The 16,525-nt window shown below is 31.4% G+C and carries 12 protein-coding genes; 4 read left to right on the forward strand and 8 right to left on the reverse strand.

The features are described 5' to 3' along the window. Nucleotides 1-497: 497 nt before the first annotated feature. Genes H0I32_RS00155 through H0I32_RS00165 form a run of 3 tightly spaced genes read left to right on the forward strand, consistent with a single transcriptional unit; the run spans nucleotide 498 to nucleotide 6,303 of the window. Entirely contained in the window at nucleotides 498-4,016 is a 3,519-nt protein-coding gene (locus H0I32_RS00155; protein WP_179313105.1) for a hypothetical protein, read from the forward strand. Further along, nucleotides 4,013-4,465: a hypothetical protein gene (locus H0I32_RS00160; protein ID WP_179313104.1), complete on the forward strand. Its 453-nt coding sequence runs from the start codon at nucleotides 4,013-4,015 to the stop codon at nucleotides 4,463-4,465. The genes H0I32_RS00155 and H0I32_RS00160 overlap by 4 nt, the downstream gene beginning before the upstream one ends. Beyond that, nucleotides 4,462-6,303, forward strand: a complete 1,842-nt coding sequence (locus tag H0I32_RS00165; protein WP_179313103.1) for a patatin-like phospholipase family protein — start codon at nucleotides 4,462-4,464, stop codon at nucleotides 6,301-6,303. Before H0I32_RS00160 ends, H0I32_RS00165 begins: the two co-directional genes overlap by 4 nt. Nucleotides 6,304-7,066: 763 nt before the next feature. On the opposite strand, the gene H0I32_RS00170 is transcribed toward H0I32_RS00165, so the two are convergent. From H0I32_RS00170 to H0I32_RS00180, 3 genes are all read right to left on the reverse strand, one after another. Then, entirely contained in the window at nucleotides 7,067-8,260 is a 1,194-nt protein-coding gene (locus H0I32_RS00170) for a CynX/NimT family MFS transporter (protein WP_179313102.1), read from the reverse strand. A 166-nt stretch (nucleotides 8,261-8,426) separates the two neighbouring features. Further along, entirely contained in the window at nucleotides 8,427-9,305 is an 879-nt protein-coding gene (locus tag H0I32_RS00175) for a YihY/virulence factor BrkB family protein (RefSeq protein ID WP_179313101.1), read from the reverse strand. A 68-nt stretch (nucleotides 9,306-9,373) separates the two neighbouring features. Next, complete coding sequence (locus H0I32_RS00180; RefSeq protein ID WP_173589114.1) at nucleotides 9,374-9,880, reverse strand: redoxin domain-containing protein; 507 nt, start codon at nucleotides 9,878-9,880, stop codon at nucleotides 9,374-9,376. 239 nt (nucleotides 9,881-10,119) lie between these two features. On the opposite strand from H0I32_RS00180, the gene H0I32_RS00185 reads away from it, so the two are divergent. Next, entirely contained in the window at nucleotides 10,120-11,511 is a 1,392-nt protein-coding gene (locus H0I32_RS00185) for an NAD-dependent succinate-semialdehyde dehydrogenase (RefSeq protein ID WP_179313100.1), read from the forward strand. Nucleotides 11,512-11,587: 76 nt separating this feature from the next. Here the strand turns inward: H0I32_RS00185 and H0I32_RS00190 are convergent, their stop codons facing one another. The 5 genes from H0I32_RS00190 to H0I32_RS00210 all read right to left on the reverse strand — a co-directional run bounded on the left by H0I32_RS00190 (nucleotide 11,588) and on the right by H0I32_RS00210 (nucleotide 16,487). Then, on the reverse strand, nucleotides 11,588-11,779 hold the full coding sequence (locus tag H0I32_RS00190; protein ID WP_173589112.1) for a cold-shock protein: 192 nt from the start codon (nucleotides 11,777-11,779) through the stop codon (nucleotides 11,588-11,590). Between the two features lie 64 nt (nucleotides 11,780-11,843). Further along, a complete protein-coding gene (lpxD, locus tag H0I32_RS00195) occupies nucleotides 11,844-12,833 on the reverse strand; it encodes a UDP-3-O-(3-hydroxymyristoyl)glucosamine N-acyltransferase (RefSeq protein ID WP_179313099.1) in 990 nt (329 codons plus the stop codon). A gap of 311 nt (nucleotides 12,834-13,144) precedes the next feature. After that, nucleotides 13,145-14,263 carry a DEAD/DEAH box helicase gene (locus H0I32_RS00200; RefSeq protein ID WP_173589110.1) on the reverse strand — a complete coding sequence of 373 codons (1,119 nt, stop codon included), beginning with the start codon at nucleotides 14,261-14,263 and terminating at the stop codon, nucleotides 13,145-13,147. Nucleotides 14,264-14,456: 193 nt separating this feature from the next. Continuing rightward, entirely contained in the window at nucleotides 14,457-16,007 is a 1,551-nt protein-coding gene (locus H0I32_RS00205; RefSeq protein ID WP_179313098.1) for an SDR family NAD(P)-dependent oxidoreductase, read from the reverse strand. 30 nt (nucleotides 16,008-16,037) lie between these two features. Next, nucleotides 16,038-16,487, reverse strand: coding sequence for a KTSC domain-containing protein (locus H0I32_RS00210; RefSeq protein WP_173589108.1), 450 nt, complete (start codon nucleotides 16,485-16,487; stop codon nucleotides 16,038-16,040). Nucleotides 16,488-16,525 lie beyond the last annotated feature (38 nt).

The raw sequence follows: 16,525 nt of genomic DNA on the forward strand, positions 1-16,525 counted from the left end.
TTGTACATAATCATTAACGTTATAGAACACTGCGTGTCACTAGAACTATGATTATATCAAATAGCTCTAAAATGCGCTATTTCGGGAAATAAAGATTTATCGAAACATTTTGTTTTAAACCAACAATTCACTTGTACATAATCATTAACGTTATAGAACACTGCGTGTCACTAGAACTATGATTATATCAAATAGCGCTAAAAAGCGCTATTACGCTAATTGTTATAGTTTGTCCTATAATGTACTTGCGCTATGTACAACATGGGCTTTATTCACAAGGTTTTAATTTTAAACTATTGAGTTCATGAATCTCGCAAACTCGATTTGAGTTAAAAGCGCATCTTAAATATTACTTTTCTTTATTTTTTTCTTCTCTTATGTTTCTCTTCTCAGTTAATGGAACACTCTTTTTCGAAAGGGCAGAGGAGTGGATGAAAATGTGTGTGGAATGATATTGTTTTAATATATTTATGAAAAATTAGATTATTTATAATTTCATGAAAAACTCCAGAGATGCAAAAAGAAATATAATCAGTAAATTAAAAAAAGGTAAGTTCTCTAAAGATGATTTCATAGGCCAATTTAAGTATAATTATAGTCAAGAACAAAGAGATTATATTTTAGCCAAAGTATCAAAAAGATATACAAATTATGCCTACAATAACCCTTTGCCAAAAGAAGCAAAGGATATTGCGTCTATCGATTCAGTACTTAGTAGTAAATCTGATATTTACGATGAGATTATATGGTATTTTGAGGTTCTTTACAAGTATGCTAAAGAAATAAATTCTTATCTAGATATTAATGAAAATATTCAAATTTCCATTTTAAACAATGATTTAAAGACATGCTATGATTTACTAACTAAATTAGAAAATGAAGTGTGCTTCTCCTATTATGGTTTACAAACTAAGCTATATATAAATGAATTAAATGGTGAAACAGAATACAATAAAGAGTTAATAAAAGAAATACCGCTAAAAAATAATACACTTAAACTGTTAGTGTTATTGGAGTTCACAAGGTTAAGAGTAGATAAAAGTATCTCGTCATGGCAATATGATGCATCAATTGAGCAACATAAAAAAGGATATTCACAAGAATTAAAAAACTTAATTGACTATGTGGACTTTAAATTAAAGCCTGCTCGATACGTAGAAAAGGGTGATAAAATGGACTTACAATTTATAGCTTTCTATGAATCAAATTTTTCTGTAATTGACAGATATAATAGTCTTAAGAAACTATTGCCTTTAGCTTTATTTCAAAGTGAAATTAAACAAGACAAACTTGGGTATATATATCAATTAATTGAAGAATTTGCAGAACTATTTAAAGATAATTTTTGGAATAAATTACTTATCACTAGTGATAGATATAAAAAGTATGATTTAGAGAATATAGATTGTAATATTTATTTAAATATTGAATCATTATTTTTTGAAGGTTTATTTGAAAAGGTGGTTGAACAATGCGAATTAACATTTAAAAATCAACCACATTTTTCAGATTTATATATTTTTTATATTAAGTCATTAATATATACAAATAGAAGTTTGGAAAATGCTGTTGATGAAAAATCAGAGTTGTATAGTATACTTATTTTGATTCAAGAGATTCTTATTAAAACAGACGCTTACACGAACAATAGAGAGAAATTGTTAGAAAAATATTATTCAATTAGTCATTTTAATTTTTCAACTCCAATTTTGGAATTTTTGTTTAATGAATACCGATTAGATATTCCAGATGATATAAAGAAAAGGTCTTATTTAGAAAGTAAGTCATTTAGATATAATTCTTATGCGATTTTTGATGACGCAGAAAGCTACACATCTTTAAATTTAATTGGTAGTAACGTCATTTTCGATTATCTGAAAAATTTTAATGATGGAAAAGATATTAAAGAATCTAATTTTTTTAAGTTTAGATTGAAAGTAGGTTTTTTGATGAGTAAAAATAAAATTGATGAAGCTATTCAAGATATTTTATCATATAGCAATACTCAAAAAGAACTTATTATCAAATATAAATTTATCGATACTTGGATTTGTAAGACTTTGGTGAAAGCCTATTTATTAAATAATCAATATTCAAAAATCTCTGATTTAATTACAGATAAATTTTTCAAGGATAAAGTTGCATATGACCACTTTTTTGATCAAGAAATAATTAATTCTGTTATAGATTTAGGCGACTATGATGAGTATAAAAATATTTCAATACCAAATTTATTTGAAATTTATCAACAATCCCAATCTCTTATTTATGATCGAATTGCGGATTTTTTAATTGCAAATGACCTAGAAAAACCCTCTGAAATATTTACAATAATAAAAAAATTTAATTTAAAAAATCTTATACATTTCCTTGAAAGAGTATGTACTATGGAAAACATACAAGATTCCCCATATTTGAATTCAATTACTGTTTTAGAGTCTGAGAGAATAAAAATTTTGAATTTTTTAAAAACGATTAATAAGGAACAGATAGAACCATACAATAGTGAAATACTAAAGATAACTAAAGGCGCTAGTTTAAGAAAAGGTCTTTTACAAATACATGAAAGTAGAATATATATAGATACAAATAATATTATTAAACATCTAGCTATCGAACTTCCGGAAATCTTTGATAGATACTTAGAGTTAACAGATATAACATATCCAGCGATTACATCTTTAAAATTTAATGAAGAAATTGGTGAAGATAATATTGTAGTTACTTTTTTCTTCAAAGAACCTATAAGTGAAAAAGAATTACCTAAATATCTAGAAACAAAAGATCCAAGACTTGATCCAAACGCAGTAACTGTTCCGTTGATAAGATATCATTATTTTTTAGATATTTTCAGTACAATAAGGCAAGAATTTATTTATAGTGAAGATTACGGTTTCAGAAGTTTTTTAAGCATGAGAATTCGACATGGTACTTTTTCAAATGTCCTAAGGAGCGTATTTGATAAATATTATCTAATTAGCTCTAAAGAATCAAATAAAGATGAGTACAAAGAAATTCTTTTTTGGAATGATAAATTAGAGGTCCAACCAAATACCATCTCTCAAATTCAGCAGTTGCTGAAGGACTTTTCTCGAAATATAGATGCTTTAATTGAAGACGGATTATCTTGGATTAATATAAAAAATAGTTTCGATGATAATTACATGCATATTTTTGATTTTAACTTTAGTCAAGGTGAAATGTATGCTTTATATCATAATCGAATGGGGAAAATTGAAGATTATGATTTTTTTATACTGGAAACTTTTAATGTACTATATGGAAGATTAGAAATTTGCCTATCGGTTTTAAGAAGGAAAATTGGTAAAGAATTAGCATTAGCCTTTCTTAATAAGTTAGAAGAGTTAGAAAACAATATCACTGAGGTCGCTAAAAAAGAAGATCAAATAAACCCTATAAAACAGGAAATTATTAGCTGTAAAACTGATATACAAGTAATAATTTCTCAGATGCTAAAATGGTTTAAGGTTTCTGAAAATCAATATATAGAAGAATTTCCATTAGAAATGATATTTCAAAATAGTTTGGATTATATTAATAGCATTCATACTAATTCTATAAATATTGCTCAAGTAAAAATGGATATCGAATGTGACTTAAAATTTAAAGGAAAATACTTTGAATCATTTGGTGATATGTTAATAAACATATTTGATAATATAATAAGTAAGAACAAAGATTTAGGCTCTGATTTAAAAATAAATATTAAGGCTGTTCTGATAAAAAATAATTTAGAGATAACAATTAAAAATAATCTTTCTAAACTTGTTAATAAAGCCGATTTAAAAGCTAGGATAAAAAAGATAATACAAAATGTTGCAGATTATAAAAATGAAGGAATTAATTCAAGTTTCGAAGAAGGTTCTGGATTCTTAAAAATATGTAAATGTATTTCAGTTGATTTGGAAAGAGAAGATTTTATTCTCCTACCAAAAATCACTAAAAATGATTTTGAAGTTAAAATAAATTTTGAACTAAATAAGTTAGTAATATGAAAGGTTTATTAATAGAGGATGATCCAATTAAAGCATCAAAAATCTTAGATTTTTTAGCAGATAAATATACTAATTCTGAAATAGAATTAATTCATAGGAAGTCTTATCAAAGTGGTCTTAAGGATATTTTCAATGACACTTTTGAATTTATCTTATTAGATATGAGTATTCCTACCTATGATCAAGATGAAGGGAATTTTTCTGGAAAACCTAGAAATTTTGGTGGTAGAGATATTTTAAAGGAAATGAAAAGATATAAAAAATCATCAAATGTTATGGTTGTTACGCAATACAATGAATTTGATGGAGGCTCAAAGTCAATAAAAGATTTAGATGAAGAGTTAATTGAAAAATATTCAGATTTATACAAAGGATATATTTATTATAAATCGGGTCAAACAGAATGGGAAATTAATTTATTAAGATTTATAGATTCAATTACGGTATGATTATTTTAATTGTAGATGATTCTGATCTTAAGATTGCTAAGATCAAAACGGTTATTAATGAAACTGATAAATCCCCTGAGTTTTTAGTAGCAAAAAACAAGGCTGATGCAATGACTTTAATAAGGTCTAATCCATTAATTGACTTAATGATTTTAGACTTAAATCTACCAAATAGAGTAGGGGAAAACCCTAAACGACTTGCTGGTCTATCGTTTTTGAGAGAATTGAACAGGAGGGAAAAGATAGTTAAGCCTAATCATATTATAGGTTTAACAGCATATTCTGAATTAAAAAGCGAAGTAACTAATGCGTTTGAGCAAAATGGATGGGTTGTTATTACCTATGACACCGCTAGTGCTCTTTGGGAAGAAACCATCAAGAATAAAATAGAATATATTTCTAGCAACAAAAACGTAGACTTAATAGCTGATATTGAGGATAAAAATAATGATTTTGTATTAATAATGAAAGGCGGAGGCATTAAAGGTCTTGCATATGTTGGAGCACTTGAAGAACTTACTAAATACTATGAATTTAATTGGTATGCAGGAACATCTGCTGGAGCGATTTCGGCTATTTTACTTGGCGCAGGATATAATCATGACGAGTTAAATGATATTTTACAAAAAAACAATTTTAATAAATTTAAAGATTCAAAGTTTTTCTTTGATAAGATTTTCAATCTTATATTCAAAGGTGGCTTATATAATGCGGACACTTTTACCCTTTGGATGCAAGAACTTCTTTCAAGAAAGTTAGAATCTAGTAGCGAAGTAAAGCTAGAAAATCTAAAATATAGGGTTAGTGTTTATGCTAGTACTCAAGGCAAAAAGGCATTAGTCTATGACTCCTTAGATCCAAAAACTAAAGAGACACCAGCAGCATTTGCTGCGCGATGTAGCATGTCGATACCATTTGTGTTTACTCCACAACAAAATAATGGTTATAAAGTGTTTGATGGAGGTACACAAAATAATTATCCTGTTGAGATACTACTTGAAGGAAATCCAAATACAAATTTTATAGGTCTATATTTAGGTGATGAATACTTTCGTGGAAAAAAGAAAAAATATATCTTAAATAATTTAGTATCCATTTGGACTGAATCAAATGATAATGAAGTACTAGAAAAATATAAAGAAGAGACCATTGTCATTGACCCAAAACCTATTTCGACTTTACAGTTTAGTCTTAATGAACAGGAAAAGCAATTCTTGCAAGAATGTGGTCGTCTGGGAGCATTAAAATTCCTTAAAAAGAATAAAAAAATAGAAATTGATGATACTGTTCTAAAAGAACGCAAAGAACAATTAGAATTATTAAGAGAAAGACTTACTTCTATAAAGTTAAGAAAGAGAAGAAAGAAGAGTATTATCATAATTTCAAGCCTTGTTCTTTTACTTATATTATCGTTTATAGGAAATATCGATTTTTTTAATCAAAAAGAAAAGAATATAAAAGATTCTCCTGAAGAAATTAGAGATTCAGTTCAAAACGAGAATAATTATGTTAACAAAGTTTCTGAGTTATTAAATAGTAAGGAGCCGAAAATAATTCACCCTGGGTTAAGCCTACAAAAAGGAAAAATCACCAATTTAAAACTTTTTCCAACGGATATTATAAAAGTTATTTATGGAAAATCATTAGATAGTATCGACACAGGATTAGGTTGGCAAAATCATAGTAGAAGTTCTAATCCTGATGGCTATATTGTGACGGGCGAAACTGGTAAATATGTGTCGGTTAAATTAAAAGGCGAAGGGGTAATAAAGATGATTGTTGAGATATCTAATTATAAAGATTCTATTCGAGGTACTGATCAGAGACCTTGGGAATGAGATATATTTAAAATCTAATAATCAAAACTTGAGAGAAAAGAAGTTATTGATGGAATAACTTCTGAAATGGTAAAGAAAACATTTTAGATAAATTTAAAACTTAGTTTCATAATACTGCGACTTTTTACCCAGATGATGTATTGGCAATACGACCTCATATCATTTTGGTAAAACAATAGTGAATGAAGCGTAAGATTTTAAGGGGTTAGTAATACACATTTTTAGCTCTTATGGAATGCCATGAGAATCGCGTAGAAAAAAATATATAGTACAAATATCCAAATACCTCTAAATTTTAATGATTACTAAAACGTAGCTTTTATGTGCGGCTGGCAAGCGTTGGATAATTGTGTACAAAATAAATTGCCAGGGCAATTTGATTTTATAAAGCAACCGAGCGTTTGACAGCGGACATTTTACATACTATTCAACTAAAAGCATCCAGTGGATGGTTTTAGTTGGATACGCAATTATTTCAAAAGTTTGTTTTAAATGACACTGCGTGTCACTAGAACTAAGATTATGTCAAATAGCGCTAAAATGCGCTATTACGCTAATTGTTATAGTTTGTCCTATAATTTATATTATGTAAAATAGACTTTGTAAAATAAGATACTTCACTCCAAATACTGTTTATTGTAGCATATTAAAATCAAAAAAGACCTACTGCTTATTATATAATTTTAAAATAAAAAACCCATCACTATAATGATGAGTTTCAATATTTAGGTTAAAAAGATATCTTAGATAACTTTAATAACGTTTAAACCTTAAGATCTTTACCAGCATTAATACCTAGAATCAATTTAACAATACCAAATACAATTAATAAAACTAAAGTATAATCCCAAACGGCTGTTAAATCAAAAATAACTCCAGCGATAAATGGTCCTGCAGCTGCAATAAAATAACCAATAGATTGTACAATACCAGAAAGTTCTGCGGCAGTTTCGGCATCTTCAGATCGTAAAACAATCAGCAACAAAGCCAATCCAAAAGTACCACCAAGTGCAATACCTAAAAGTCCAATCCAAAGTCCAACCATACCATCTCCTCCAGGAAACATTAAACCAGCAAACGCTATAATTTCAATAACACCTAAAGTCAAAATAACCAAGCGCTGATCTTTTCTTGATCCGGCCCACATAGGTACCAAAATAGCACCAATAATACCTGTAGCTTGACATAATGAAAGCATCCACCCTGCGTATGCTGCGTCATACCCCCTATCTATTAAAATAGATGGTAACCAAGCTATAGTCACATAAAATGCAGCAGACTGAAGCCCCATATAAAAAGCAATTCTCCAAACTAATAACGAACCGCTCAATTTTCTCATAGCCACTTTAAAGCTTCGGTTTGGAGGGAATCGTTTAATACGCTTAACATTAGGAATCCAAACAATAACAGCTAATGCAGCTAAAATAGCCCAAATACCTAATGAGCCTCGCCAACCGAGGTTAAGCTCTATAGCCAAAGGCACACTTAAGCCCGATGCAAAAGCTGCACCTAGTGATAAAATTCCGGTAAATAAACTGGTGACAAATCCGGCTTTATGAGCAAAGTTTCTTTTAATTAATGCTGGGATCAATACATTTCCAAACGCAATAGCTATACCTAATAAAATGGTCCCTAAATACAGGTTAAAAATACCACCAACAGAACGAATTACAATACCTAATGCTAATAAAACCAATGATCCAAAAATAGTGATACCAATACCAAAACGTTTAGTAAATAAAGGTGTTATAGTAGAAACCACTGCAAATGCAAGTAATGGCAAAGTAGTTAGTAAGCCTAATAAAGTATCAGATAGCTTAACATCAAAACGAATCATGTCTATTAACGGTCCAATACTAGAAAGTGCTGGTCTTAAATTTACAGCCACAAATAAAACACCTATAAGTAGTAGCGTTCGGGATCCTTTATTTAATCCATTTTTATCTAATTTTGCCATAATGTTTAATAAGAGACACGAAGCGTCTAATTACTGCGGGGTTTAATATGCTTTCTTAATGAGTCGAAATACGTTTAAAAAGACAGCAAAAATAGGCGTTTGTTTTGAGAAGCAGCCTTTATTGGTAAAAAAAAGGCAGCACGAAAAACACAAAACCAACCGATAGCTACCCTGTGATATAGTCTCCTTCTACATATTGGTCAGCATATTGCTTGGTAAAATGTGCACCAAACAACAAGATTAAACAAGAATAAGATACCCAAAGCATAATTAGAATAATTGAACCCGCAGCTCCGTATGTAGACCCAGGTTCCATGGTATTAAAATATAAAGCCAATAGATATTTACCAATTAAAAACATAAACGTTGTTAATGCAGCACCTGTACGCACAGATTTCCATTTAATCTTAGCAGATGGTAAATATTTAAACATCGTTGCAAACAATAAATAAATGAAGCCTACAGAAACTAAAAAATCAACAATAAACAGATAATCAAATAAGTTGTCGGGCAAAAACCGATTGAGTTGTTTGCTAAAGGTGCTTAATAATGAGGTTAATACAAAACTGGTTAGCAATAAAAATCCAAGAATTAGGATAAATCCAAAACTCTTCACACGACTCATTAATGTGGCTACTATGTTATTTTTATAAGAAGGTTCTTGTTCCCAAATGGTATCTAATGCCGATTGTAGCTGAAAAAACACACCTGTAGCACCATAAAGCAAGGTTCCAACACCTATAATTGTAGCAAAAATATTGGTCTTTTCTCCGCTTTGGTTTTCAATCATTGTTCTAATAGCGTCTGCGGCATCTGGACCAATAGCTTGTGAGATTTCGCTTAGTAATTCGCCTTGTACCAATTCTTCTCCCCAAAAACTCCCCACCACTTTCAAAATAATAATCACTAAGGCAGGCAAAGACAATACAGCATAATAAGCCACAATAGCACTGAGTTGAAAGGGTTCTCCATCAAACCACGATTTGCCTGCAGAAACTAACAGTTTTGGTAAATGTTGTATTTTAAACTTAGGTTTTTCTGTCATATTTTAATAATAAAAAATACGTAAAGCCTAATGAAAGACTTTACGTATATATAAAGTGATACTATGGATTAAGCTTCTCCTCTAGCCGGATAATCTTTACTTAACACAAATTTAATGGCATTAATAACATCGTCTAATGCAGGTCTTGCAAATGGCATCGTTTGTATAGAGGCGCAATATAATTCTTGATTAGGTTTTATAATAAATAAACCAGGTTCTATAAATGTTTCAGGTTCATCTTTGATACCTTTCGATATAAATAAGCCCCATTCTCTAGCGTCTTCTATAGGGAATTCATACCCTAATGGCACATCACCTATCGCCCATTCCTTAGTTGTTTTTTCAGCTAATGCTTTCGTTTCACTACTAATAGCTATTACATTAACACCTAGTTTTTTAAACTTTGGTAACTTAGTTTGTAATTCCTCTAAATATGTTTTACACACTGGACAGTGAAGACCTCGATAAACAATAATCATTGTAAACGCTTCTGGATCTTGTTTACTTAGTGTCCACTCTGTTCCATTCGTTAAATTTATGGTTAAATCTGGTGTTTTCTGTCTTGGTTTTAACATGTCTTTTTATTTTTTATGATTCAATAATTTCAATTCCAATATCGGAATGCTCTAAATTAGATATTATGCAGCGCACATGTTGTCTCGTTTGCAAATTCTATTAATGCGAAAGCTAAAATTCTTATAAAACACCTCACAAAATCATCTATTCTTATATCCGTCAATAGTTTTAGGGATACTGTCAATAGTTTCCTTAATAGATGTAGACCTTTGATATGAATTAAAAAAGAAAGAGAATTATGAAAACGACTGCAATTAAAAACGACATTACAACTATAAACCCTACAACAGGAAAAACCTTGACGTCATATACTTATATGACAGATGAAGACGTAAAAAACACCATTGATAAATCTCACAAAGCATTTTTAAATTGGAAATCGAAGTCTTATAATGAGCGTGGAAAAATCATAAAAGCCATAGGAAAGGAATTACTAAATTATAAACCTGAATTGGCAGAACTTATGACTAGTGAAATGGGAAAACTCCTAACACAGAGTCAGCAAGAAGTGGATTTATGCGCTGGTATTTGTGATTATTCAGCTGATAATGCTTCAGAGTTCTTAAAGAATGAAGAACGAAAATTACAAGATGGCAGTAAAGGCATTATTACCTACGCTCCTATTGGTGTTATTTACGGTATTCAACCTTGGAATTATCCTTCATATCAAGTCATCCGTTACACCATAACAAATTTAATGGCAGGAAATAGCATTTTATTAAAACATGCTGCCAATGTAACAGGAACTGCTAAATTATTAGAATCGATATTTACAACAGCAGGACTGCCAAAAGGCTTATTTAGTGTCTTATTGATAGACCACGACCAATCTGATTTAGTGATTAATAATAAATTAGTGAGAGGAATCACCTTAACAGGAAGTCCTAAAGCCGGCGAGATTATTGGCGAAAAAGCAGGAAAAGCATTGAAAAAATCAGTTCTAGAATTAGGAAGTAACGATGCGTACATTGTTTTAGAAGATGCTGACATAGCGTTGGCAGTAAAAACCTGTGTCATGGGAAGAATCTATAACAATGGAGAAACCTGTATCGCAGCTAAGCGATTTGTGGTGGTTGATGCTGTTTATGATGAGTTTAAAGAAGCCTTTGTAAAAGCGATGAAAGATCTTAAAATGGGGAACCCTATGGACAGCGACACCAAATTAGGCCCTATTGCAAGAGAAGATCTTAGAAACACCTTACATGAACAAGTAAAAAAGAGTATTGAAAATGGAGCGAAACTACTTTGTGGTGGTAAAATACCAGAAGGTGAAGGTTTCTTTTATCCTGCAACGGTTTTAGAAAACGTTACCAGCGGACAACCGGCCTATGATGATGAATTATTCGGACCTGCAGCAGCACTAATAAGAGCTAAGGATGAAGAGGACGCCATGCGTATTGCCAACGATAGCCGTTTTGGATTGGGTGGAGGCATCTTTTCTAAAGATGTAGACCACGCCATAGAACTAGCCGAAAAACATTTTGATACAGGTATGGTCTTTATTAATAAATTTGGTACAGCCTATCCTAATATGCCATTTGGAGGTGTAAAAGACTCTGGGTTTGGTAGAGAACACGGCGGATTTGGGATGAAAGAATTTGTAAACGCAAAATCAATAATGATCGGTTAATAATAACGAAATTCATAAGATAAAAAAAGCCCATCACATATATGTGATGGGCTTTTAAACTTAGTTAAAAGATATCTTAGATAACTTTAACATTAATAGCGTTTAAACCTTTTTTTCCTTCTGTAAGTTCGAATTCAACTTCATCACCTTCGCGAATCTCATCGATTAATCCAGAAATATGGACAAAATGATCTTTGTTTGAACCTTCTTCTGTAATAAAACCGAATCCTTTGTCGTCGTTGAAGAATTTTACTGTTCCTGTACTCATTGTAATCTATTTATTTAATAATTATTATATAGTAGTCAAATATAGTGCCAATAATTTAAATCACCTAACGTGCTAACTTTCTTAATGCCACCCATTGTTTTAACATTTCTCTAGAATCAACCGCCGGATACCCCAAAACAGTTTTTCCTGCTGCAACATCATTCATAACACCAGAACCAGCACCAACAGTTGCACCAGAATGGATTGTAGTATGATCTTTTATAGATGCAGATCCTCCAATCATTACACCATCACCAAGCGTTACAGAACCTGCAAGTCCTGAACTTCCTGCCATAATACAAGAACGACCAAGAACACAATTGTGTGCAATTTGCACCAAATTATCAATCTTACAGCCATCACCTAATATTGTAGAACTAAATTTACCACGATCTACACAAGAGTTTGCTCCAATTTCAACAGCATTACCGATAACAACATTACCGATATGTGGAATTTTAACTAAACCACTTCCGTCATCACTTGGACGATATCCAAAACCATCAGCGCCAATACTTACATTATTATGAAAAATACAATAGCTACCAATCTCAGAACGTTCTCTAATAACGGTCCCAGACCAAACGACCGTATGATCTCCAATCGTCGTTTCATCTAAAATAGTTACATTAGGATAAATGGTTACATTTTTGCCAAGTACAACATCTTTACCAATATATGACCCCGCTCCAACTCTACTTCCTTCTCCTATTATTGCAGAAGGATCAATAGTTGCAGAAGGATGAATTTCTACTTCAAAGTGAGGTGTTGCAGGAGTAAATGACTCCAGTAATTTGGCCATTGTTAAATCGGCATTCTTAACTTTAATCAATACACGATTCTCACCAGGTTCTAAATCAATGTTATTATTAATAATGGCTAAACTTGCTTTAGAATCTTTCCAAAGGGCTGCAAATTTACGATTACCAATAAAGGTTGCCTGATTTTCTGTTGCTTTTTGAATCTGCTCTAATCCAGTAATTTTATGTGTTGTTGTTCCTACAACTTCGCCGTTAACGAAGGCGTTGATGTCTTCTATTGAAAGTGAGATCATTGATGTAAATAATATATATAGTTTATAGAGACACAAGGTAATACTTAAATTCGAAAATCAAACAAAGTAATGCAATCTTCAAGTGTTGCTATTTCTCTTAAATAATTTAGAGGTAGACCAGTTGTGAATTTCTAGTTCAACAGGAATAACAAAATTATATATCGTATATCTTACAACTAATTTAGAGCCTATTAAATATATAAATTACGACACTAAAATCACTTATTTGAACAAAAAAAAGAGATTAACCATAACTTTAGTTAATCTCTTTTAAGTATTTAAATAACAAATAATTAAATTAATAGCAATTATTAAATCGCTAATTCTCTAAATGTAATTCCTAATGCCGATTGAATATCGATTACTTTCTGCATTTCACCAGGAATAATTAAAGCAATAGACTGCCCTGTTTTACCTGCTCTTGCTGTTCTTCCACTTCTATGTGTGTAATAATCTAATTGTTCTGGTAGTTGGTGGTGTAATACAAAACCTAAATTATTCACGTCAATTCCACGAGCAGAAACATCTGTTGACACTAATATTTGAAGCGTTTCGTTCTTAAAAGCACGCATAACTTTATCACGATCTTTTTGTTGCATATCGCCTTCTAAGGCATCTACAGCAAAACCTTCGTTTTTTAATTGTAATGCCAAAGCTTTAGTCCCTGCTTTTGTTCTACAAAAAATGATTCCTCGTTCTTCCTGACGTTTGTCTATGATACGAATAATCATATTCAACTTTTCCTTAATATTGGTATGGATGTAATGGTGTGAAATATTTTCGTTTACCAAAGCATTTTTATTCACCTCAATCTTAATTGCATTTGGTGACATATAAGTATTTACAATACGTTTTATTTCTTCTGGCATCGTTGCAGAAAACAACCATGTATTCCTTTTCTTGGTATTGTAGGCTAATATTTTGTTTAAATCTTCTTTAAACCCCATGCTTAGCATTTCGTCTGCTTCGTCTAAAATCAAGGTTTTCACATTAGAAATATCAACAGCTCCACGTTCTACTAAATCTAGTAAACGTCCTGGCGTTGCGACTACAATATGTGTTGTTCTTGTTAAAGCTTTAATTTGCTTATCCATCTTTTCACCACCGTAAACACCTTCAGAGAAAATCTTCTCGTCAATATATTTGGTATAACGAAACAATTGCTTTTGTATTTGTTGCACCAACTCACGCGTAGGTGCAATAATTAAAGCCTGAACATCAGAATTTTTTGTATTTATTGAATGTAAAACAGGCAAACCAAAAGCAGCTGTTTTACCAGTACCTGTTTGCGCTAAACCAATTAAATCTGTCTTAGATTCTAATAAAATAGGAATAACTTTTTCTTGTATTTCCGTTGGATTTACAATGTTAAGTTCTTTTAAACCTTTTATATAGGATTTCTTAATCCCTAATTCTGAAAATGTTTTCATTATATTTTTATTATGATGCAAAGGTAATTTGTTCTTTTGATGAAATTCGTCAATTCGAGTAAATTTTACGATTGAAAATGCGTCAAATTTACTCGAAAATAAGAATTTCTAATAAGATGTGTTCTCACTACGATTTTTCATCCTTCAAAATGACGTTATAAATCGGAATAAGAGTATGTGGTCGATATTTAAACTACCAACTAATAGGTCTATAATCTTTTAAGAATTTACCAGACCAATGTTTCCCTGTATTAATACCATCAAAAAGAGGATCCATAACACGAGCTGCACCATCTACGATATCTAAAGGGGGTTGAAAATCGTGTAAATCTTGTTTTCTTTTTGCTAATTCTGCAGGATCTTCGTCAGTTACCCAACCCGTATCAACTGCATTCATATAAATACCTTCTTTAGCTAAACCACCTGCTGCCGTATGCGTTAACATATTTAAAGCAGCTTTTGCCATGTTAGTATGTGGATGACGGTCTTCTTTAAAGAAAGAATGAAACTTTCCTTCCATTGCAGATACGTTAATAATGTGTTTTTGACCTGTAGGGTTCTTTTTCATGACCTCAGACAAGCGGTTACACAATACAAATGGCGCAACAGAATTAACCAACTGAACTTCAATCATTTCAGTGGTTTCAATTTCACCAAGTTTTAATCTCCAACTATTGGTTTTTCTTAAGTCGACTTGTTGTAAATCGGCATCCAATTCTCCTTCTGGAAAAACTTCTTGTGATACCAAAGTATTATCAAAACTATAAGGAATTTGAGATAATTTAGCCGAAGCTCTTAATCCGATTCCTGGTTCTGGTCCATGCCAAGTTACAGGCATGTTTTTATTAGGTGAAGCACCCGACGTTAATTCCTTTAATTCTACTAAACATTCGGTATGATCATTTAGTAAATCGCGTGCAAATTTAGGCAACTCTTCAATTGGTCGCTCTTCATTTGGCATTAAATGGCTATAAAAACCAGAAGGTCTTCTAACCGTTTGTGCCGCATTATTAATAAGAATATCAAGCCTTTCGTAGCGTTGTTCTATAAAATTACAGAAAATCTCTACACTTGGTATATGTCTTAAATCTAAACCATGAATTTTTAAACGATGTCCCCATTCTGTAAAATCTTCTTCTTTAGAAAAACGTAAGGCAGAATCTACAGGAAAACGTGTTGTTGCAATCACAGTTGCCCCACCACGTAATAACATTAAAGTAATATGATAACCAATTTTTAATCGAGAACCTGTAATAACGGCTACTTGACCTTTAACATCTGCGGTTTGAAAACGTTTAGCGTAGTTAAAATCACCACATTCTTCACACATTGTATCATAAAAATGATGCAATTTGGTGAACATTTTTTTACAAACGTAACAGTTTCTTGGTGACTCTAATTCAAATTGATCCTTCTTTTTTAAGTCGGCTTCGGGTAAAAATTTAGGTGCTACAAAGACATGAGATTCTCTTGCACTTCTAATCCCTGTTTCCTTACGAGCATTTTTATCACGAGCAGCTTGTTTTCTTTTCGCTGCTTTTTTCCCATCCTTTTTACGACGTGAAAACTCTTCTCTGCTTGGGCGCGATAATAGACCCGAAGCTTTAATTAAAGCGGTACGCTGTTCTTTTGGGATTTCGAAAATTTGATCTGTATCAGCAATTAATCGTTCTAAAATAGAAATACAACTTTCAATCTCTTTTGCTGAGATTTCTTCTGATTTATCGGATTTATCGTGGCTCATAACTATATAAGGACTACTTCTACTCTAAACTTATGCGTCTTGAGTTTCTTTCTTAGACTTTCTGTAGGTGTACGAGTTGAAGATACTACGTCTTGCAAATCGCATTTGTTTATCTGAGTTTAAAAACTTTATAAACACATTTTTAGGCACTCCAAAATATTCGTAAGTTGCACCGTCTAAAAATGTTATTTCTAATAATAAACCTTTATGTTGAAAATCTACAATACTAGACTCCATAATAGTTTTATTATATTCTTCTAAGTTTGCAGCCTTAGTCTCAGGAGCAATACTCACTAGAAAATGGTAAGCATCAATAATTTCAACACTTTTTAATTCTGCTTCTTCTTGTCCTTCATCACCATCTTGAAATTTATCTGGGTGCCATTCTTTTACAAGATTTCTATAGGTTTTCTTTAAGGTCTTTAAATCTAGAGGTCCCTCTACAGAAAAGAGTGTTTTGTACTGCTTAATGCGTTTCATGTTAAGTGCTTTATTTTGAGGCGCGAAATTACACTAAT

The organism is Winogradskyella sp. HaHa_3_26 (assembly GCF_019278425.1).
Lineage (GTDB): Bacteria > Bacteroidota > Bacteroidia > Flavobacteriales > Flavobacteriaceae > Winogradskyella > Winogradskyella undariae.